Raw genomic sequence first — 18,182 nt, 5'->3', positions numbered from 1 at the left:
GGAGAATTGTTGTGGAGCGCTCGGAGCGTCGTATCTCGGAACGCAGCAAGCCAGGGGCCGGCGGCGCCCGCATGCTGCTGGCCGATCGCGTTTATCACGTCATGCATAGCCGCATCGCCAACGGCTCCTATGCTGCCGACCAGCGCCTGCCGTCGGAGAATGACCTGGCTGTGGAGCTCGACGTCTCGCGTCCGGTGCTGAGGGCGGCACTCGAACGCCTGCGTTCCGAAGGGTTGATCTATTCGCGCCAGGGTGCCGGCAGCTTCGTGCGCCCGCGTGAGCAACGTACCAATCTTGGTTATTCTCCGGTCGAAACTATTGCCGACATTCAGCGCTGCTACGAGTTTCGGTTGACCATCGAGCCCGATGCCGCCTTCTATGCCGCGCAGCGCCGCAATCAGGCGCGACTGGATGAGCTGAACAAGGTGCTGTCACTGCCGAGCGATGCGACAAGCCAGCATAGCCACCGTGAAGATGCTGATTTCGCCTTCCACATGGCTATAACGGCAGCTTCCAACAACCACTATTAAGAAGCCTCCATGAAGGCGCTTCGTGAGCATATCTATGTCGGCATGCGCCTGCATGGCAGGTCGTTGATGAATGACCGCGCCGTTGGGCTCGAGCACGTCTTCGGGGAACATGTGAGCATTTTCGAGGCCATTCGCGATCAGAACGCCGAGCTGGCCCGCGACCGCATGCGTCGCCACATAGAAAGTTCACGCAATCGCCTGTTCGAGGACAAGACGTTTGATCTTTCGCTGAAGTAGTCGTTCGCAGCCCGGTGCGTCTCGACGGCGCACTGGGTGACTGACGGTCACACATTTGGTCGCAAACCCTTTTTTGTCCGCCTGGAGCGGCCGAAAGGCAGACTGGATGGCGCCACAGACGCATCCGCTACATAGAGGTTTAGCTGTTCGAAAAGGATCCTCCGGCACACGCATGGTGTTATGGGTGTACGCGGTGCCCGATGGTGGTTTGGAGATGATATGCGCGCAGTTTTGATCTTGATGGCCTTGTCGACCCCTGCCTTCGCCCAGCCCTTGAGTCTTGTGGTCGAGAATACGTCACAGGACACGGTCGAGAGCATCAGTGTGTTCCCCGAGAAGACGGAGGTCGTTGTCGGGACATATACCGTGCCGATCGCGCCGGGGCAGGCTGGACGGGTCGACCTGTCGCTCCAGCAGTGCCAGACCGTCGAGGTGCTGGTAAGGATCAAGGACAATCCGGCCGAGTTCAGGCCTACGGTGGACCTATGCCGCGACCCGCTGTTGACTGTGGGCGAGTAGCTGCGAAAAGCGGTGAGCGCTTGTGCCTGACCGACTGAGCCCAGCTTGTCACCCCTGTTGGGATCAGGGTTCGCGGAAGCTCTCCACTCGTAAGCGTAGGGCCTCTTGCTCCACCGCTTCTGAGAAGACCAGGGTCACCTCCGACTGCGAATTCGCCGGGGCGTAGTCGAGGGTTGCCGAAGCGGTCTGCTGTTGCAGATCGCCGGTGACGGTGACGTCGGCTGCGGCCTTTGGCCCATCGTTATTGACCGTAACGGTGACGTAGTACAGCCCTCCAGCCTCGCGAATGAAGGCCGGATGGGTTGTGAAGGTGGGTGGCGCATCGGAGGCGGTCAGCGCCTCAAAGAGCAGAAAGCCGAAGAGGACGGCGACGGCCAGACCGCTGGCTGCCGCAATGGACCATTCGAGGACGCCGCTGCGGCGGTCGGCCTGCTTTTTCGCGCCGGATGTGTCGTTCATGGCCGCTCCTAGAGAATGATGCGCGCAGCAGCCGCGCCGATGGAGGCCGGCAGGCCAAGGACGATGCTCACGCGAATAACCTGGTCGAAGGAAAGACCTTCGAACTGGTTGAAGGTCCAGAGAAGATAGGCGGCGATCAGGAGCGACAGGGCATAGCCGGTGACGGTGAACTTGAAGAATGCGCTCCAGCCGCTCAGCCGATCATGCAGTCGGTCCTTCTCGGTGAACTCGCTGGCGTAGACAAAGCCATGCATGATCACCAGCGTGATTGGGACAAGCAGGGCGGTGTGGAAGGCGGTCATCTTGTAGGCGATGAGGCCCATTTCTTCAGTCGGCGCGACGTTGAGCGACAAGAACAAGGCGCCGGCAGCCATGACGCCGAGTTCGCTCAAAAGGGTGTCGTCCTCCTCGGAATCCTTGCCGTCCTTGCCGAACTGGCTGCGCGCGAGGAGTGCGCCCAAGGCGCCGGGAATGGCCTGGATGGCGATCTTGCCGATGAACTCGGACGGGTTCATGTCGAGATGCAGGACGCCCAGGGCCAGCAGCGCTCCAGTGGCGGTCGCTATGCCCACGCCATAGGCGATGGCGACGTCGCGCAGGTCCTCCTGCCAGCCCCAGGTACTTTCAAAGCCCGAATAGTGGGACAGAAACATCAGCAGCGGAAAGCTTGCACCCAGGAGCAGGACGAGCCGCATCCGATCGATGACGAAGCCCAGGTCCCACATCTCCATGGTCATGAGCACGGGCAGCGAGAAGATCAGTGCGCCGCCAAACGCCCGGCTGATGCTGATGGCCAGCCGCAATTCGGGCCGATCAGCCATTGCTTCGCATCCGGAAAGCAGCGGCGCGCGCGAGGTGGACAGAAGGAAGAGAGTTCCTAACCCTGTCTGCTAACAATCAAATCTCCTGCGCATGGGCATTTCCGGGCGGGATAGAGCCAGCGTTTGGCGGGGATGTAAAGCAAGGGCGGAAGTCATGCGACATTCTCTGGCGCCTATTGCCATCGGGGCCGCTGCTGGTTCCTAATGCGACAGCAAGGGCGTTGGCCCGACCCGTAGTAACCCATAGGTTCGCGATGCGTGAGATTATTGCCGAGCTGGAAGACAAGCGCGCCCAGGCGCGGCTGGGCGGCGGGCAGAAGCGGATCGACACGCAGCATGGCAAAGGCAAGCTGACAGCCCGCGAGCGGCTCGATGTGCTGCTCGATCCCGGCTCTTTCGAAGAATACGACATGTTCGTCACCCATCGGGCCACCGATTTCGGCATGGCCGATACGGTCATTCCCGGCGATGGCGTGGTTACCGGCTGGGGCACCATCGATGGGCGGCTGGTTTACGTCTTCTCGCAAGATTTCACTGTATTCGGCGGCTCGCTGAGCGAAACCCATGCCAAGAAGATCTGCAAGATCATGGACCTGGCGATGCAGAACGGCGCGCCTGTGATCGGGCTCAACGATTCAGGCGGTGCCCGCATCCAGGAGGGCGTGGCGTCGCTGGGCGGTTATGCCGACGTGTTCTGGCGCAATGTGCAGGCCTCGGGCGCCGTGCCGCAGATCTCGGTCATCATGGGGCCATGTGCGGGGGGCGCGGTCTATTCGCCGGCCATGACCGACTTCATCTACATGGTCAAGGACACGAGCTACATGTTCGTGACCGGTCCGGACGTGGTGAAAACCGTGACCAATGAGACGGTGACGCAGGAAGAGCTGGGCGGGGCCTCCACCCATACAAAAATCTCCTCGGTCGCCGACGCGGCCTTCGACAACGACGTCGAGACCTTGCTCGAAGTGCGGCGGCTCTTTGGCTGTCTGCCACTGGCGGCGGGGCAGAAGCCGCCGCGCCTGCCGACGCACGATCCGGTCGATCGGGATGACCTGTCGCTCGATACCATCATCCCCGACAGCGCGAACAAGCCCTATGACATGCGCGAGGTGATCGAGAAGGTGGCCGACGAGGGCGCATTTCTCGAGATCCAGAAGGATCACGCCGGCAATATCCTGTGCGGCTTCATCCGTCTCGACGGGCATACGGTGGGCGTCGTCGCCAACCAGCCGCTGGTGCTGGCGGGGTGCCTTGACATCAATGCCTCCAAGAAGGCGGCGCGCTTCATCCGCTTCTGCGACAGTTTCGAGATCCCGATCCTGACCTTTGTCGACGTGCCCGGTTTCCTCCCCGGCGTGGCGCAGGAATATGGGGGCATCATCAAGCATGGCGCCAAGCTGCTATTTGCCTATGCGGAAGCCACCGTGCCGCTGGTCACCGTCATCACGCGCAAGGCCTATGGCGGCGCCTATGACGTGATGGCCTCCAAGCACATCAAGGCCGACGTCAACTATGCCTGGCCGTCAGCCGAGATCGCCGTCATGGGCGCCAAGGGCGCGACGGAAATCCTCTACCGCTCCGAATTGGGCGACCCTGACAAGATCGCGAAGCGCACGGCGGATTACGAAGCCCGCTTCGCCAATCCCTTCGTCGCGGCCGAACGCGGCTTCATCGACGACGTGATCATGCCGCATGGTACGCGCCGGCGGGTGATCCGGGCGTTCTCGACGCTGCGGCACAAGAGTGCGCATGGACCGAAGAAGAAGCACGATAATATTCCGTTGTGAGGAAACGATGCCCACCGTCTTCCGTTGGCGAGGTCATCGCTTCTTCTGGTACCTTGCCGATGGCTCCGAGCCGCCGCATGTCCACATCTGGAAGGACGGCAAGGAATGCAAGATTTGGCTCAACAGCCTGGAAGTGGCCTATAACCACGGCTACGCGCCTGCCGACCTGCGGAACCTTGTTTCCGTAACGGCCGAGCAGCGCAACCATCTTCTGGAGATTTGGCATGACAGCTTCGGACGCTGAAATGAAAGCCCAGGCTCCTGCCTCTGCCTGGTGCGACGACGTGAACCTCCACGTAAAGTTGGTGGACGGGAGAGAGATCATCACACCGCTCTGGTGGTATCCCAGCCTTCATCGGGCTTCGCACCAGCAGCGCAACAACCTGGAATTGATGTTCAGCGGCATCCACTGGCCGGACCTGGACGAGGACCTCAGTATTGCCGGCATGTTGCGAGGCTGGAAGTCGCCGGAAGCGCACGAGCCGGGACTAGCGGCGGAATGACCATCACCAAAGTCCTCATTGCCAATCGCGGCGAGATTGCCTGCCGGGTGATTAAAACAGCCAAGCGGATGGGCATCGCAACGGTGGCCGTCTATTCCGATGCTGACCGAGACGCGCTGCATGTGCGGATGGCGGATGAGGCGGTGCATATCGGGGCGGCGCCGGCCAAGGATTCGTATCTGCAGATCGAGCGCATCATCCGGGCCTGCAAGGACACGGGCGCGCAGGCGGTGCATCCGGGATACGGGTTTCTGTCCGAGAACGCAGGTTTTGCGGCCGCGCTCGAGTCGGCCGGGATTACCTTCGTTGGGCCTCCGGCCAGCGCTATCGAAGCGATGGGCGACAAGATCACCAGCAAGAAGCTGGCCGCCGCGGCAGGCGTTTCCACGGTGCCCGGTCACATGGGGCTCATCGCTGACGCCGAGGAGGCTGTCACCATCTCCCGCTCCATCGGCTATCCGGTGATGATCAAAGCCTCGGCCGGCGGTGGCGGCAAGGGCATGCGCATTGCCTGGAACGATGAGGAGGCGCGCGAGGGCTTCGAACGCTCCAAGTCCGAGGCGGCAAGCTCCTTCGGCGACGATCGCATCTTCATCGAAAAGTTCGTCACCGAACCGCGCCACATCGAGATCCAGCTCATCGGCGACAGCCACGGTGACGTGCTCTATCTCAACGAGCGCGAATGCTCGATCCAGCGGCGCAACCAGAAGGTGATCGAAGAAGCGCCGTCGCCTTTCCTCGATGAAGCGACGCGCAGGGCAATGGGCGAGCAGTCCGTCGCCCTGGCCAAGGCGGTTGGCTACACCAGTGCGGGGACGGTGGAATTCATCGTCGACAAGGACCGCAACTTCTATTTCCTCGAGATGAACACCCGCCTCCAGGTCGAGCATCCGGTGACCGAGTTGATCACCGGGCTCGACCTTGTCGAGTTGATGCTGCGTGTCGCCAATGGCGAAGAGCTGCCGCTGACGCAGGATGAGGTGCGGCGCAATGGCTGGGCGATCGAGAGCCGGCTCTATGCGGAGGATCCGTATCGCAACTTCCTCCCGTCCACCGGCCGACTGACGCGCTACCGGCCGCCGGCTGAAAGCAATTCGGAGACGCTGGTGGTGCGCAATGACACCGGGGTTCTCGAAGGCGGCGAGATCTCGACCTTCTATGATCCGATGATCGCCAAGCTGTGCACCTGGGCGCCGACTAGGCTTGAAGCCATCGATGCCATGGCCGTGGCGCTGGACCGGTTTGAAGTGGAAGGTGTCGGCAGCAATCTCCCGTTCCTCTCCACTGTCATGGAGCAGGAGCGGTTTCGCGAGGGACGCCTGACGACCGGCTATATCGCCGAGGAGTTTCCCCAAGGATTTACTGGAGCCGAGCTTGCCGAGCAGCACCGTTTTGACGTGGTGGCCGCCGCGGCACTGCTGATGGCGCGGCGCGAGGGACGACGGAGCGGCATCGAGGCGGAAAGCCGCTGGCACGTGCAGATCGAAGACCGTGCCGAAGCGGTGACGCTGCACCAGGACGGGCAGCAAACCGTTGTGGACCTCGACTGGCGCTCCGAAGCGGTGCGCCTCCATTGGGAGCCGGGGCAGACGCTGGCGCGGCTTGACTGGTCGAGTGGCCGGCAGGCCCTGCTCAAGGTTGAGCCGACGACTTCCGGTTTTCGCATCCGCTATCGCGGCGCCGATCTCAAGGTCATGGTGCTCCGGCCGCATGTTGCGCAGTATCTGAAATATATGCCGGTCAAGGTACCTCCTGACATGAGCCGCTTCCTCCTCTGCCCCATGCCCGGGCAGGTGGTGCGCATCGATGTCGCGGAAGGTGACGTGGTCGAGGACGGGCAGACGCTGGCCATTGTCGAAGCCATGAAGATGGAAAACGTACTCAAGGCGCAAAAGCGGGCGCGGGTGAGCAAGGTGCATGTGGCGCCCGGCGCCGTGCTGGCGGTCGATGCGGTGATGCTGGAATTCGAGGCGGTGTGATGATGATGGCATCGTGGCAACCCTCCCCCCAACCCATCCTCCCCCGCAAGGGTGGAGGAGCCGCATCCAGTTTGGGGCAGGCGTGGGCGGCGCACACTGGACTGGCTCCCTCCCCCTCGCGGGGAGGGCCGGGGTGGGGGGTGCCACACACGCGATCTTCGGAGTGGCCCCATGTCTGACGCTCACGACAAATGGACCGCCCTCGCGCAGCGCGAGCTCCGCGACACGCCGCTGTCCGCGCTCGATCGCGACTATGGCGGCATCCGGGTCAGCCCGGTCTATCTCGGCGCCGATGGCGAGGTTCCCGGCGCGGAGCCGTTCACCCGCGGCGTACGGGCGACCATGTACGCCAATCGCCCCTGGACCATTCGCCAATATGCGGGCTTCTCGACCGCCCGCGAGAGCAATGCCTTCTACCGCCAGGCGCTGGAAAAGGGCCAAAAGGGTCTCTCCGTCGCCTTCGATCTTGCCACCCATCGCGGCTATGACAGCGATCATCCGCGCGTGGTGGGCGATGTCGGCAAGGCGGGTGTTGCCATCGACAGCGTCGAGGACATGAAGATCCTCTTCGACGGCATTCCGCTCGACCAGATGAGCGTCTCGATGACCATGAACGGCGCCGTCATACCGGTGCTGGCCATGTTCATTGTCGCCGCCGAGGAACAGGGTGTGCGGCAGGAGCAACTGGAAGGGACCATCCAGAACGACATCCTCAAGGAGTTCATGGTCCGCAACACCTATATCTACCCGCCCGAACCCTCGATGCGGATCGTGGGTGACATCATCGTCCATACGGCCCGGCACATGCCGCGGTTCAATTCGATCTCGATTTCGGGCTACCACATGCACGAGGCCGGAGCGACGGCGGTGCAGGAGCTGGCCTATACGCTGGCCGACGGGATGGACTATGTCCGCGCGGCACAGGCCAGGGGGCTCGACATTGATGCCTTTGCCGGCCGGCTGAGCTTCTTTTTCGGCATCGGCATGAACTTCTTTCTCGAAGTTGCCAAGCTGCGCGCCGCCCGGCAGCTGTGGAGCGGGATCATGACCGATCTGGGCGCCAAAGATCCGCGCTCGAAAATGCTGCGCACCCATTGCCAGACTTCGGGCGTGTCGCTGACCAGCCAGGACCCGCATAACAATATCGTGCGCACGACGATCGAGGCGCTGGCTGCGACTTTGGGCGGCACGCAGTCGCTGCACACCAACAGTTTCGACGAAGCCATTGCGCTGCCAACCGAGTTCTCGAGCCGCATCGCGCGCAACACGCAGCTGATCCTCCAGCATGAATCGCGCATCACCGACGTGGTCGACCCGCTCGGGGGCTCCTATTACGTGGAAGCGCTCACGGCTGAGCTCGTCGCTAAGGCCCAGGAAATGATCGCCGAGGTCGAAGCGCAGGGCGGCATGACGGCGGCTGTCCAGTCCGGCGCGCCCAAGCTTGCCATCGAGGAGGCGGCGGCGCTGCGCCAGGCGCGGGTCGACCGGGGCGAGGAGGTCATTGTCGGCGTCAACCGCTACCGGGTGGACGCCGAGGAGGCCATTGATGTCCGCCAGATCGACAATGCCAAGGTGCGGGCCGAGCAGATCGCGCAGCTCGAGCATATCCGTGCCACCCGGGACGAAGCCCGGTGCCAGTCGATGCTGGCGGCCTTGCGCGAGTTCGCCGCCAAGGACGAGGGCAATCTCCTCGAAGCCGCCATCGAGGCGGCGCGCGCCCGCGCCACCCTGGGCGAAATCTCCGCCGCCCTCGAAGACGTGTTCGGCCGCCATCGTGCCGTGACCAAGGTCATCTCGGGTGTCTATGCCGGCACTTATGGCGATGATCCGCAGCTGCGCGCGGTTGCGGATCGGGTCGAAGCGTTCAAAGCGGCGCGGGGCCGCGCGCCTTCCATCTTCATCGCCAAGATGGGTCAGGATGGGCACGACCGCGGCGCCAAGATCATTGCCTCGGCCTTTGCCGATCTCGGCTTCACCGTCCATATGGGCGACCTGTTCGAAACCGCTCCGGAAGTGGCCGCCCATGCTGACCAGCTCCGCGTGGACGCGGTGGGCGTTTCCTCGCTGGCCGCGGGCCACAAGACGCTGGTGCCCGAACTGATCGAGGCGCTGCGGGCGCGCGAGCTCGGCGACATCACCGTCGTCGTCGGCGGCGTCATTCCGGAGCCCGATCATGACTTCCTCTACGCGGCAGGCGTTGCGGCGATCTTTGGCCCTGGCACCAATGTGCTCGACGCCGCCTTCTCGGTGCTCAACCAGATCGAGGGAAGGCTCTCGAACCGATGATCGGCCGTCTCAACCACATCGCCATTGCCGTGCCCGACCTCCCGACGGCGGTCGCGCGGTACCGCGACCTCCTCGGTGCCGATGTGGGGCCGCCCCAGCCGCTTCCGGAGCATGGCGTCACCGTGGTCTTTATCGACACTGGCAATAGCAAGGTCGAACTGCTGGAGCCGCTTGGCGAGGACTCGCCCATTGCAGCCTTCCTCGCGAAAAACCCGGCTGGGGGCATGCACCATGTCTGCTTCGAAGTCCCCGACATCGCGACCGCCGCGGCAAGGCTCAGCGCTGGCGGCGCGCGGGTGCTGGGGGATGGCAGGCCCAAGACCGGTGCCCATGGCAATCCGGTGTTATTCCTCCATCCCAAAGATTTCGACGGCACGTTGATCGAGCTGGAGGAAGTGGCTTCAGGCAGCGCAGGCTAGTTCAGGCAACAGTTGTCGGTTCGTCCAAGCGGCGGGTCACTGTGAACTTCAGCGTGAAGTTGTCGAAAGTTCCGGGAAGCCGCGCCAGAGGAAGGCGCTCCGCCTCCAGGACCGCGACATCGAGGCCGCTCATGAGTGACCGGAGCGCCAGGGAGGCGATCATCGGCACGAAGTGTGCTGCCGGGCACTGCACGGGGCCATGGCTGAAAGGCACGAGGCCGAGTTCGGGTTTGGCTATGCTGTTCAGCCAGCGGCTGGGCTCGAAGCGGTGGGCATCGGCCAGCGTCTCGTCATCGCGATGCAGGAACGGCGTGAAGACGATCACCTGGGTGCCGCGATCAAGCTGCCCCTGGGCCCACTTTACCGGACCTGTTGTCTCCCGCAGGATTGCCGGTGTGGTCGGCCATAGCCGCAAGGCTTCAAGGAGGCAGGCCCTCAGGAATTCGAGGCGGGGCGCCAGCTCGCCGGCGCTTGAGGTGATCTCGTCGCGCGCAAGCTCCGCCGAGCGCCGATCCAAACTCAGCATGGCAAGCGTGCGAAAGGTCGCCATGGCGCCCGGATCGAAGGCAAAGAGATACTGCGGCAGCTGATGGTGGGGCATCTGCGCGGGATCGGTGCAGTGCCGGGCCATCTGCCCGGCCAGACTTTCGGGCGCTGCGCGGCTCACATACTGCGCCAGCTGGTCGAGCAGCTGCTGGCGCTGCCGGGGCGCCTGGCGGCGCAGGAAGCCGTAGTTGGCGCGGTAGCGGAGCTTTTCGAGGAGGTCGGTCAGCGCCGTGTCATCCCGTGCCGCGTCGCCAAGCATGATGCGGCGAACCATGCACATCCAGCCAGTAAAGAAGATGTTCCAGTCCAGGGTGCCGTTTCTGATGGCGGCTGCAGAGATCAGCTCCATCTCCTCGTCCACCACACGAGCAAACAGGGCGCTCATGGAGTGCCGCTCGCAGCTGGTTTCCAGCGTCGCCTCGTTGAGCGCGCGGCGCTGGGCGCGGTTCGCACCGCGTGAGGCGAGCACATTCTCGGGCTCAAAATGATCGAGCGCTGACTGCTTCTCTCGCGACGCGGCGGCGAAGGGCTCGGGCGAATACTCCAGCACCATTCGCACATCCTCAGCCGACAGAAGAAGGGCCTGGGGGCGGAACGGAATGGGCAGGACGAGGGGACCGGCCCCGTATTTGCGGCGCAGCGCCTGCATGCACCGGACGGCCTTGTCGTCGAGATGGGCCCGCTCTGCCAGTCCGACGACCTTGCGCCGTCGGATCAAGGGGCCCTTGGCCAAAGTGGGAAGCAGGACATCGCGGAAGGCTCGCGCGGTGTCCATCCATCCAGCCCTGGAGACATGCCGTGCCGACGATTGCAGGCGGGTCGTAGGGATGGGCTGGTTCATCGTGGTCAGGTCAGCCAGGACAGTGACTCCTTGAGACGCGCGGCGGCATCGTGTTCGAAGCATTGGCCATGGGCAAAGATCACCCGGTCGGGCGCCAGCGCCACGATGCGCCGGGCGGCTTCGGTGGCCTCGCTTCCGCCAAGCTTGAAGGCCATGCGGGCATAGATCGGCGCCTTGCCATGCGGTGCCGTCGAACCTACGAGCCTGGCGCCAAGCGAAAGGGGAACCGGCAGCTTGCCGGTTTCGACGTTCACCACGAGATCGGTGAGGACAAGGCTGCGTGAAGGGTGGTGAAACAAGGCCGCTTCGCTGATGCCGAGGCCATTGACCAGGATGCATTTGACGGCGCCCTGCCAGACTTCCTCGGCTTGGCCGGGAAGGTCATGGTCGAGGCGCAACCCGGACTTGACGACAGCACGGCGCTTGCGCAGCCCCGGCACGGCCCAGTAGGTGGCGGCCGGCACATGCTTCTGCCATTCGCTCATATAGGACCAGTGCGCGGTGTTGGGGGCTACGAGGTGTGTGATGGATCCGAGTTGTTCAAGGGCCGCCTGCGTCGCTTGGGTATAGCGCGTAGGCGAATGAAGGAGCAGGGCGCCGTCCGGGAGGCGCAGCACCGTCATGCGCACCGGCAGGGGCGCGCCGGCCATCTGATGTCCGCTGTCGACGATCCACAGATCGTCGGCCAGGGGCTTGGGAATGTCGAGCGGCGGATAGGTTACCTCTGCCACGGCTGTCTCGGCTGGGTCACGGGAACAATCCTTGTGTTCCCAGCAACCCTTGCAGCGAAACATCGTTCAGGCGGTTAACCTGTGAGAGACCGGTCCCGGATCAGGCGCTGCGGGTAACCGGCTCGGGGTCGCCGCCATCGGCGCCGTTGAGCTGCTGCACCAGCTTGCGCGCTTCGAGGTATGGCATGGGCCGACCCAGGAAATATCCCTGTGCCGTCCGTACGCCGAGCTTGCGCAGGGCTTCGAGTTCAGCTGCGGTCTCGACGCCTTCGGCCAGGATCTGGCTCTTGATGTCACGGCCAAAATGGACCAGCGCTGCGGCAAGGGAGTGACGTGCCAGGTCGTCCTGGATGTTGCGCGTGAGGCTAATGTCGAGCTTGATGATGTCGGGCTGCAGCGCCAGGATGTGGCGGAGGCTCGCATAACCGGCGCCCGCATCATCCACGGCAAGCTTGACGCCGCGGGAGCGGAGACCCTTGAGGGCGGAACAGAGCGCGCCATAATCCTCGACGCTGGCGTGCTCGGTGATCTCGAGCACGACGCGCCGGCCGAATTCCTTGCGGATCAGCGTGTCGAGCTCTCCGGACAGGATGGTCTCCGGCGAGACGTTGAAGGACAGATAGAGATCCTTGGGAAAGAGGTCGAGCAGGGCAAGACCCTTCCTGACCGCCAGTAGTTCCAGGTCCTTGCCTAGGCCGACTGCGCCAGCCGTCTTGAACCAGGTGTCTGGACCCCAATCCTCGTCGCCGCTGAAGCGCGACAGGCATTCGAAACCCACAAGCCGATTGTCAGTGATCTGCATGATAGGCTGCACGACAATGGTGAGTTCATTGGCGTCGAGCACCCGCTGCACCCGTTCGAGGTTGCCGCGGTACTCGGTGGTGGCGTCGATCTCCCGGCTGATCAGCACAGAGGTCAGTTCGGCCACCGCGCGCATCATGTTGAGGTCGCGCTGGTTGAGCGAGGGCTGCGGCTCGGTGCTGATGCAGCAAAACATGCCGTAGGTGGTGCCATCGGCAAGCTTGATGGGCACGCTCATATGGGCGCGGATGCCCATGTCGGTGGTGAAGGGCATGCTGGCGGCCGCCGGCACGTCGAGCACATCGGGCATCAGTTCGGGCAGACGGCCCTCGAGAATGTGCTTGCAGTAGACATAATCGAGCGGCATGGCGTCGCCGGGCTTGACGACATTCTCGAAGCCGGGGGCATCGACCTCGCGAAAGACCGACTGGTCGCCGACGAATTCGGAAACATAGGCCACTTCCATGCCCAGGTGAACGCGGATGGCCTCCAGCGTCCTCTTGAGGGAATTCTCGGCCTTCTCGTCCAGAGAGGCCGTTAATCCCTTGAGGTCCAGAATATCCGGTTTGTCTGCGCTCATGAACAGCTCTGCCTTAAGCCGCGGCTGCACGATGATGATCAAAGCGAGAGGTCAAGGAGTGACCTGCCAGCCGCGACCGGTATGGTGCGACGCACTGCGGATTTTCCTAACTCTATCATAGACACGAAGTTTTAAGCGATCATTGCTGCAAAGCACCGCTTTTGAGTTTCAGCCCCGATCCCTAACGAAGTCTTGCAAGCAACCCTAGCATTAACCAAGGGTTTAGAATTCCTAACATTTAGTTAAAATTTGCTTACAACTATGTTAAGGCTCTTTTGCGGCGCCGGCTGTTGCGGCGTCTCCAATGGGGGTTGGTATGGCGTCTGAGTTTGCGTTCCTGGTGCATCCGAGAAACACGTTGCGCGAGGATATGGGTATCCTCTTTGGGCGTCCGTTTTCCCTGGTTCCGGAAAGGGTGTGGCGTTCGGCGCTGAAGCACCTCCCAGTGCCGCCCATGGTCACCGGAACGATGTCGCGCGTGGACCTGCCGGGGCAGGTGACCGGCCGCATCATCACTGTTCCCCTCACGCCCACCCAATTGCTGACCTTGCCGCGGACGCAGGTGCAGGCGCGCATCGGCGCGGCCGTGGACCTGGCACGCGACCTTGGTGCCTCGGTGGTCGGGCTCGGTGCCTTGACGGCCCCCGCTTCGGTGGGCGGCAAGGCTTTCGCCAAGCGCCAGGATGTCGGGGTCACCAACGGCAATGCCTTCACCGCCGCCATGACCTTGCAAGCCATGGAAAAGCTCACCGCTACCCTTGGACGCGATCCGCTGATCGCCATCGTCGGCGCGACGGGAAGCGTGGGCAGCTGCCTCACGCGCCTTTATGCCCGCAAGCACGCGGCGCGGCTGCTGCTTGTTGCCCGCAATGAGGGCCGCCTGCAGGCGCTCGCTGCCGATGTGGCACGCGACGATGTCGAGGTCGCTATCAGTGTCGACATGGCCGATGTCGCCGAGGCCGACCTTGTCGTGCTGCTGACCTCATCGCCCGATGCCTTGCTGCGCAGCGAACACCTCAAGCGCGGCGCCATCGTGCTCGACGACACCGTGCCCCGCAATACCGACGAGAAGCTGCTCGAGGAGCGGCCGGACGTCCTTATCGTCGACGGCGGTCTGGTCGAGATCCCCGGCTTCAACCTACGCGGTTCGATCGCCCTGGCTCCCAAGCTTGCCTATGCCTGCCTCGCCGAAACTATGCTCCTGGCGCTGTCGGGCCATAAGGGACACTTCTGCATGGGCGATGCGCAGGTGGACCAGGCCGAGCACATTCTGCAACTGGCACACGAATACCGCCATCTCGGCTTCCACCTCGCGCCGTTCCGCTCCTTCGGACGGCTCGTCGATGCCACCCCGACCGAGACTTTTGCAGCACCGGCCGAGGAGCTCGTGTCATGCGCCGCGTAGTCATTCTGGGAGCCGGCTATGCCGGCCTCCACGCCTTCAGCGCCATGCGTTCGCGCCTGCGCCTCATGCTGGCGCGCAAGGAGGTGGAACTGATCGTGGTTTCGCGCGATCCGCACCACACCTACCATGGCTGGACCGGCGAGGTCTTGACCGGTGACCTCGACGTCGGCAGCACGCTGACCCCGCTTGCGCCGATCCTGGGCGAGAGCTTCGTGCAGGGCGACGTCGTCGCGGCCGATCTGGGCGGGCAGACGCTGACCGTCAGGACGGAAGCGGGAGAGCGGCAGCTCGCCTATGATCATCTGGTGATCGCAGCCGGATCGAGCGATCCTTTCGATCGCATCGGCGGCCTCAGCGAGCATGGCTGGTGCGTCAAGGACACGCGCGACATGCAAAAGCTCGTTGCCGAGCTCGAGAACTGGAACGGTGCGGCGCCCGACCCACGCAATGTCGTGGTGGTCGGCGGTGGCCTTGCCGGCGTCGAAACGGCATCGGCGCTCGCCGCCCGCTTCGGCAAGAACCAGGGTGGCAAGATCAACGTCCATCTCGTGTCGTCGAGCGACAAGCTCCTGCCGACGCTTCGGCCCGACTTCAACCATATCGCCGACACGGCCACACGGACGCTGGCCGACCAGGGCGTGCAGTTGCATCGCGGCGCCAAGGTCACCCAGATCATGGATGACCATGTCCAATTGGCTGACGGCAGGACGCTGTCTTCGGACATGGCGATCGTTGCCGCCGGCATGAGCTTCCGCACGCTGCCAGGGACCGAAGCGCTGCCACGCAATGCGGCCGGGCAGATCTTTGCCGACAAATCGCTGCGCGTCAGCGGCAGGAACAACATCTGGGTCGCCGGCGATATCGCGGCCGTGCCGCATCCGGTGACCGGCGAGCCGTGCCCAGCCAATGCGCTTTGGGCGATGAAGCAGGGCGATTGCCTTGGCCGCAACGTGGCCCGCGCGCTCAAGGGCCAGTCGCTCAAGCGCTTCAACTTTAAGGGCCTGGGTCAGGCTGCCGGCCTTGCCGGTCAGCGTGGCATCACCGAGCTCTGGCGGCTGCAGTTCACCGGCCGCCTCGCCTGGATGATCCGCATCCTGTTCTTTGCCTGGTACATGCCGTCGCGCCGACGGGCGCTCCCGATCCTGTCGCAGCTGACCGGGCACCTGTGGGCAGCAACGGCAGGTGCCGCCTTCCAGGGCAAGCCTATCGAAGCTCCCGCCGCGGAAGTCACGCCGGTGGCCGACCTGTCGCAACGCCTGCGCTAGCTCCAATCAAGGCGCCGCCTGCCGGACGTGATGCCGGAGGCGGCGCCAGCTCACGACTGCGCCGGGCGCAGCACGCGCGAGCCGCGCCAGATCTCGTGGAATTCGTAGGTGATCTCGGGCTTGTCGTATTCCTTGTAGAGGCAGCGCGCCTCGACCGACAGGTCATAGGCCACCATTGGCTGGTCGGCGAGCAAGGCGAGACTGGGCGCCATGCCGTTCCAGACCTCACCGTCGCAGGTGAAGGGCAGGGCGGTTGGCCGATCGGCTGCGGCCCTTGCCGAAGGCTCGGCAAGATCAGCGGACCAGGCGGCCTTGTCGGGGTTCTCGCAGTCGGCAGTGCAGACCGCATAGCCGAGTTCGAAGTGGTCGGTGGTGAAGGCGATATGGGGGACGTCGCCGCTGTCGAGCCGGATATCGGGGCTCTCTCCCACGCCGTCGCCGACACCGAGCGGATAGCCGAACCAGTTCTCGCCTTCGGCCTTGGTGCAGTCGGCATCGCAATAGATATAGAGCAGCTGCCGGTCGAGCCCTTCGATGTCAACGCCATAGCCGGTAAAGAGCGCCGCGCGGGGCAGGCCAGTGCTGGAAAGCGTCATGCTCCAGGTCGGATTGGGATATGAACCGCTGCCCTGTGCCATGATGCGGGTGCGTTGCCAGTTGTCGCGGGCGGCACAATCCGTCTCGCACTGGTAGTAGTAGAGCCCGTCTTCAAGATCGGTGCCGTTTTCGTCGAAGGCATAAACGCCGGCCAGCACATGCGCGGCGCCATTGGGGCCGAGGGCGAGCACGGGATAGCTGAAGGCTTCGGTGTTGTAGCCGACCTGGTTGGCCAGATTGGTTTCGCTCCAGTTGGCGGCTTCGGTGCAATCCACCTCACAGGCCATGAAGAAGGCGCCGTAGTGGTCCGGCTCGATATGGTAGTTGCTGTCGGTCACGACGAAACGCGGATGGCCCGCATCGTCGAGGGCAAAGGTGCGCTCGGGTAGGCGGGTGCGGCTGATGTTGGACATGAGCCCGTCTGCAGTGGAGACGATCCTGCCGATCTGCCAGTTGTCCGCCTCAAGGCAATTGCGGTCGCATTGGGCAAAGAAGTAGTTGGTGCCATTGGCCTGAGTGGCGGACCAGCCGGCGCCGAGAATACGCGGCTGGCCTTCGGGCGTCAGCGCCAGTTGCGCCTTGACCGCCTCCGGCAGCGGGAGCGGCACGCGCTGCCAGGAGGCGTCGTCGGTGCAGTCCTCACCGGTACATTGCGCATAATAGAGCAGGTCGTTGTTGTCTTCACCGAAGCCGACAAAGGCCGCCTGCAGTCCGGTTTGGGCATGGTAGGCGAGCGAGGCGCTGGTCGATTCCTCTGCCGGCGCGAAATAGGCGCCGCCTCCGGCCGCAGCTTGGGCGGCGGGCGGCGCACCCTCGTCCCTGGCTGTCTTTTCCTTGGCGGCCGCTGTGGCGACCAAAGTCAATGCGAGTCCGACGGCACTCAGAAAACGAAGCATGCTATCCCCAATCCAGTATCGCGGTCGCATAGCGGCGCATCGGGGAAGTCGCACCACCTTTATGGGTGGGGTCGGGGGCGCGGCAAGGTGACATAGACGGCGCGCCGCCACCGGCTCCCGCAGCCCCCCGCGACAGACCGTACAACTAGAGCCGCCATCGGACCGAAAATGAACCACAAGAGCCTCGCCCTTCTCATCGCCCTCATGCTCAATGGCGGCGGCACCGTCGTCGCGTCGGCGCAGGACCTTTCCCCCGAAGAAATGGAAGCCGCGTTGGCCCGCGAACAGCTTCGCCAGGAGGGTATGCTGGCGGCCCAGGAACAATTTTTGGGACCCTTCTCCCGCTTCAACCAGACCTTCCAGGAGACCATGGCAGTGCGGCTGGAGGCAGCGGTCAGCGCTGCCGCAGATATCGTCGTCGAGGACGGCTGCAATCTCAGCGGTCTTGAAAGCTTCCTTTATGCACCTGAGCAGTTTGTACGCTCGCACGCCCTCATCACCGGCAAGGAGACGCTGGAAACGCTGCGTGCACGCGTGGTGGAAGCCGGCACGATGATCGAGGATCTCCCCGCTGACGGCCCGCCCGAAGTGACCAGCGAAGTGCTCGCCCTGATCGACATGAACGCGGTCAAGATCGGCACGATCAACGCTGGCTATGCCCAGTTCTGCGCCGAAAGCCAACTGGTGATGAGCCAGATCCCCGTCGCCGATGCCGAGCGCATCATGGCCCTCTCTGCAGAACTGCAGAACCGCGAACAGGCGCTGTCGCTCCAGGTCGAGCAGATCGTGAGCGAGATGAACAACCAGATCGATGCGGTCGACGCCGAGTTCGTCGAGTGGCTGGCCGAACCGATCAAGCAGGCGATCTGACCCGGTTCTGGGGGGCCGGTAACGGAAGCTGAGGCAATTGTGATTACCAGTATGGGCGGCGCCATGCTAGGCGCCGCGCAGATGCCGGGGGGCGTGATGCTGGTTAATCA

General features: G+C 63.6%; 16 protein-coding genes and 1 pseudogene. 11 read left to right on the top strand and 6 right to left on the bottom strand.

What is annotated here, in order from left to right; translation table 11 throughout:
* Positions 1 to 71: 71 nt before the first annotated feature.
* Together VIL88_RS02430 and VIL88_RS02425 are read left to right on the top strand one after the other, a co-directional pair.
* Positions 72 to 767: pseudogene (locus tag VIL88_RS02430) on the top strand (FadR/GntR family transcriptional regulator).
* Between the two features lie 219 nt (positions 768 to 986).
* Positions 987 to 1,286 (top strand): hypothetical protein, encoded by a 300-nt coding sequence (locus VIL88_RS02425; protein WP_331985557.1) that lies wholly within the window; start codon positions 987 to 989, stop codon positions 1,284 to 1,286.
* 63 nt (positions 1,287 to 1,349) lie between these two features.
* On the opposite strand, the gene VIL88_RS02420 is transcribed toward VIL88_RS02425, so the two are convergent.
* Positions 1,350 to 1,745, bottom strand: a complete 396-nt coding sequence (locus tag VIL88_RS02420; RefSeq protein WP_331985555.1) for a hypothetical protein — start codon at positions 1,743 to 1,745, stop codon at positions 1,350 to 1,352.
* Positions 1,746 to 1,753: 8 nt separating this feature from the next.
* Positions 1,754 to 2,566, bottom strand: a complete 813-nt coding sequence (locus tag VIL88_RS02415) for a TIGR02587 family membrane protein (protein WP_331985553.1) — start codon at positions 2,564 to 2,566, stop codon at positions 1,754 to 1,756.
* A 254-nt stretch (positions 2,567 to 2,820) separates the two neighbouring features.
* On the opposite strand from VIL88_RS02415, the gene VIL88_RS02410 reads away from it, so the two are divergent.
* From VIL88_RS02410 to mce, 6 genes are all read left to right on the top strand, one after another.
* Positions 2,821 to 4,353 carry an acyl-CoA carboxylase subunit beta gene (locus VIL88_RS02410; protein ID WP_331985551.1) on the top strand — a complete coding sequence of 511 codons (1,533 nt, stop codon included), beginning with the start codon at positions 2,821 to 2,823 and terminating at the stop codon, positions 4,351 to 4,353.
* A 7-nt stretch (positions 4,354 to 4,360) separates the two neighbouring features.
* Positions 4,361 to 4,597 carry a DUF4160 domain-containing protein gene (locus VIL88_RS02405; RefSeq protein WP_331985549.1) on the top strand — a complete coding sequence of 79 codons (237 nt, stop codon included), beginning with the start codon at positions 4,361 to 4,363 and terminating at the stop codon, positions 4,595 to 4,597.
* A complete protein-coding gene (locus VIL88_RS02400) occupies positions 4,578 to 4,856 on the top strand; it encodes a DUF2442 domain-containing protein (RefSeq protein WP_331985547.1) in 279 nt (92 codons plus the stop codon). Before VIL88_RS02405 ends, VIL88_RS02400 begins: the two co-directional genes overlap by 20 nt.
* On the top strand, positions 4,853 to 6,835 hold the full coding sequence (locus VIL88_RS02395) for an acetyl/propionyl/methylcrotonyl-CoA carboxylase subunit alpha (RefSeq protein WP_331985545.1): 1,983 nt from the start codon (positions 4,853 to 4,855) through the stop codon (positions 6,833 to 6,835). Before VIL88_RS02400 ends, VIL88_RS02395 begins: the two co-directional genes overlap by 4 nt.
* A gap of 171 nt (positions 6,836 to 7,006) precedes the next feature.
* Positions 7,007 to 9,121 (top strand): methylmalonyl-CoA mutase, encoded by a 2,115-nt coding sequence (scpA, locus tag VIL88_RS02390; protein WP_331985543.1) that lies wholly within the window; start codon positions 7,007 to 7,009, stop codon positions 9,119 to 9,121.
* Positions 9,118 to 9,540 carry a methylmalonyl-CoA epimerase gene (gene mce / locus VIL88_RS02385; RefSeq protein WP_331985541.1) on the top strand — a complete coding sequence of 141 codons (423 nt, stop codon included), beginning with the start codon at positions 9,118 to 9,120 and terminating at the stop codon, positions 9,538 to 9,540. The genes scpA and mce overlap by 4 nt, the downstream gene beginning before the upstream one ends.
* A 1-nt stretch (position 9,541) precedes the next feature.
* Here mce and VIL88_RS02380 read toward each other — a convergent pair whose 3' ends face one another.
* From VIL88_RS02380 to VIL88_RS02370, 3 genes are all read right to left on the bottom strand, one after another.
* On the bottom strand, positions 9,542 to 10,861 hold the full coding sequence (locus VIL88_RS02380) for a cytochrome P450 (protein ID WP_331985539.1): 1,320 nt from the start codon (positions 10,859 to 10,861) through the stop codon (positions 9,542 to 9,544).
* A 71-nt stretch (positions 10,862 to 10,932) separates the two neighbouring features.
* Positions 10,933 to 11,658 carry a DUF4336 domain-containing protein gene (locus tag VIL88_RS02375; RefSeq protein WP_331985537.1) on the bottom strand — a complete coding sequence of 242 codons (726 nt, stop codon included), beginning with the start codon at positions 11,656 to 11,658 and terminating at the stop codon, positions 10,933 to 10,935.
* A 100-nt stretch (positions 11,659 to 11,758) separates the two neighbouring features.
* Entirely contained in the window at positions 11,759 to 13,039 is a 1,281-nt protein-coding gene (locus tag VIL88_RS02370) for a sensor domain-containing phosphodiesterase (protein WP_331985535.1), read from the bottom strand.
* A gap of 316 nt (positions 13,040 to 13,355) precedes the next feature.
* Between VIL88_RS02370 and VIL88_RS02365 the strand changes: the two genes are divergently transcribed.
* Entirely contained in the window at positions 13,356 to 14,444 is a 1,089-nt protein-coding gene (locus VIL88_RS02365; RefSeq protein ID WP_331985533.1) for a polysaccharide biosynthesis protein, read from the top strand.
* Positions 14,432 to 15,709 (top strand): NAD(P)/FAD-dependent oxidoreductase, encoded by a 1,278-nt coding sequence (locus VIL88_RS02360; protein WP_331985531.1) that lies wholly within the window; start codon positions 14,432 to 14,434, stop codon positions 15,707 to 15,709. The genes VIL88_RS02365 and VIL88_RS02360 overlap by 13 nt, the downstream gene beginning before the upstream one ends.
* A gap of 50 nt (positions 15,710 to 15,759) precedes the next feature.
* Here the strand turns inward: VIL88_RS02360 and VIL88_RS02355 are convergent, their stop codons facing one another.
* Positions 15,760 to 17,202 (bottom strand): hypothetical protein, encoded by a 1,443-nt coding sequence (locus VIL88_RS02355; RefSeq protein WP_331985529.1) that lies wholly within the window; start codon positions 17,200 to 17,202, stop codon positions 15,760 to 15,762.
* Positions 17,203 to 17,370: 168 nt separating this feature from the next.
* Between VIL88_RS02355 and VIL88_RS02350 the strand changes: the two genes are divergently transcribed.
* Entirely contained in the window at positions 17,371 to 18,072 is a 702-nt protein-coding gene (locus tag VIL88_RS02350; protein ID WP_331985527.1) for a hypothetical protein, read from the top strand.
* The last annotated feature ends 110 nt before the right edge of the window (positions 18,073 to 18,182 follow it).

Source organism: Devosia sp., assembly GCF_036563435.1.
GTDB lineage: Bacteria > Pseudomonadota > Alphaproteobacteria > Rhizobiales > Devosiaceae > Devosia.
The sequence above is the reverse complement of the archived record's forward strand: the minus strand, read 5'-3'. Positions and strand labels throughout refer to the sequence as shown.

Bases quoted from the DNA above. Each gene is read 5' to 3' on its own strand.
- VIL88_RS02425 (WP_331985557.1), top strand. From the start codon at position 987: ATGCGCGCAGTTTTGATCTTGATGGCCTTGTCGACCCCTGCCTTCGCC.
- VIL88_RS02420 (WP_331985555.1), bottom strand. From the start codon at position 1,745: ATGAACGACACATCCGGCGCGAAAAAGCAGGCCGACCGCCGCAGCGGC.
- VIL88_RS02415 (WP_331985553.1), bottom strand. From the start codon at position 2,566: ATGGCTGATCGGCCCGAATTGCGGCTGGCCATCAGCATCAGCCGGGCG.
- VIL88_RS02410 (WP_331985551.1), top strand. From the start codon at position 2,821: ATGCGTGAGATTATTGCCGAGCTGGAAGACAAGCGCGCCCAGGCGCGG.
- VIL88_RS02405 (WP_331985549.1), top strand. From the start codon at position 4,361: ATGCCCACCGTCTTCCGTTGGCGAGGTCATCGCTTCTTCTGGTACCTT.
- VIL88_RS02400 (WP_331985547.1), top strand. From the start codon at position 4,578: ATGACAGCTTCGGACGCTGAAATGAAAGCCCAGGCTCCTGCCTCTGCC.
- VIL88_RS02395 (WP_331985545.1), top strand. From the start codon at position 4,853: ATGACCATCACCAAAGTCCTCATTGCCAATCGCGGCGAGATTGCCTGC.
- scpA (WP_331985543.1), top strand. From the start codon at position 7,007: ATGTCTGACGCTCACGACAAATGGACCGCCCTCGCGCAGCGCGAGCTC.
- mce (WP_331985541.1), top strand. From the start codon at position 9,118: ATGATCGGCCGTCTCAACCACATCGCCATTGCCGTGCCCGACCTCCCG.
- VIL88_RS02380 (WP_331985539.1), bottom strand. From the start codon at position 10,861: ATGGACACCGCGCGAGCCTTCCGCGATGTCCTGCTTCCCACTTTGGCC.
- VIL88_RS02370 (WP_331985535.1), bottom strand. From the start codon at position 13,039: ATGAGCGCAGACAAACCGGATATTCTGGACCTCAAGGGATTAACGGCC.
- VIL88_RS02365 (WP_331985533.1), top strand. From the start codon at position 13,356: ATGGCGTCTGAGTTTGCGTTCCTGGTGCATCCGAGAAACACGTTGCGC.
- VIL88_RS02360 (WP_331985531.1), top strand. From the start codon at position 14,432: ATGCGCCGCGTAGTCATTCTGGGAGCCGGCTATGCCGGCCTCCACGCC.
- VIL88_RS02355 (WP_331985529.1), bottom strand. From the start codon at position 17,202: ATGCTTCGTTTTCTGAGTGCCGTCGGACTCGCATTGACTTTGGTCGCC.
- VIL88_RS02350 (WP_331985527.1), top strand. From the start codon at position 17,371: ATGAACCACAAGAGCCTCGCCCTTCTCATCGCCCTCATGCTCAATGGC.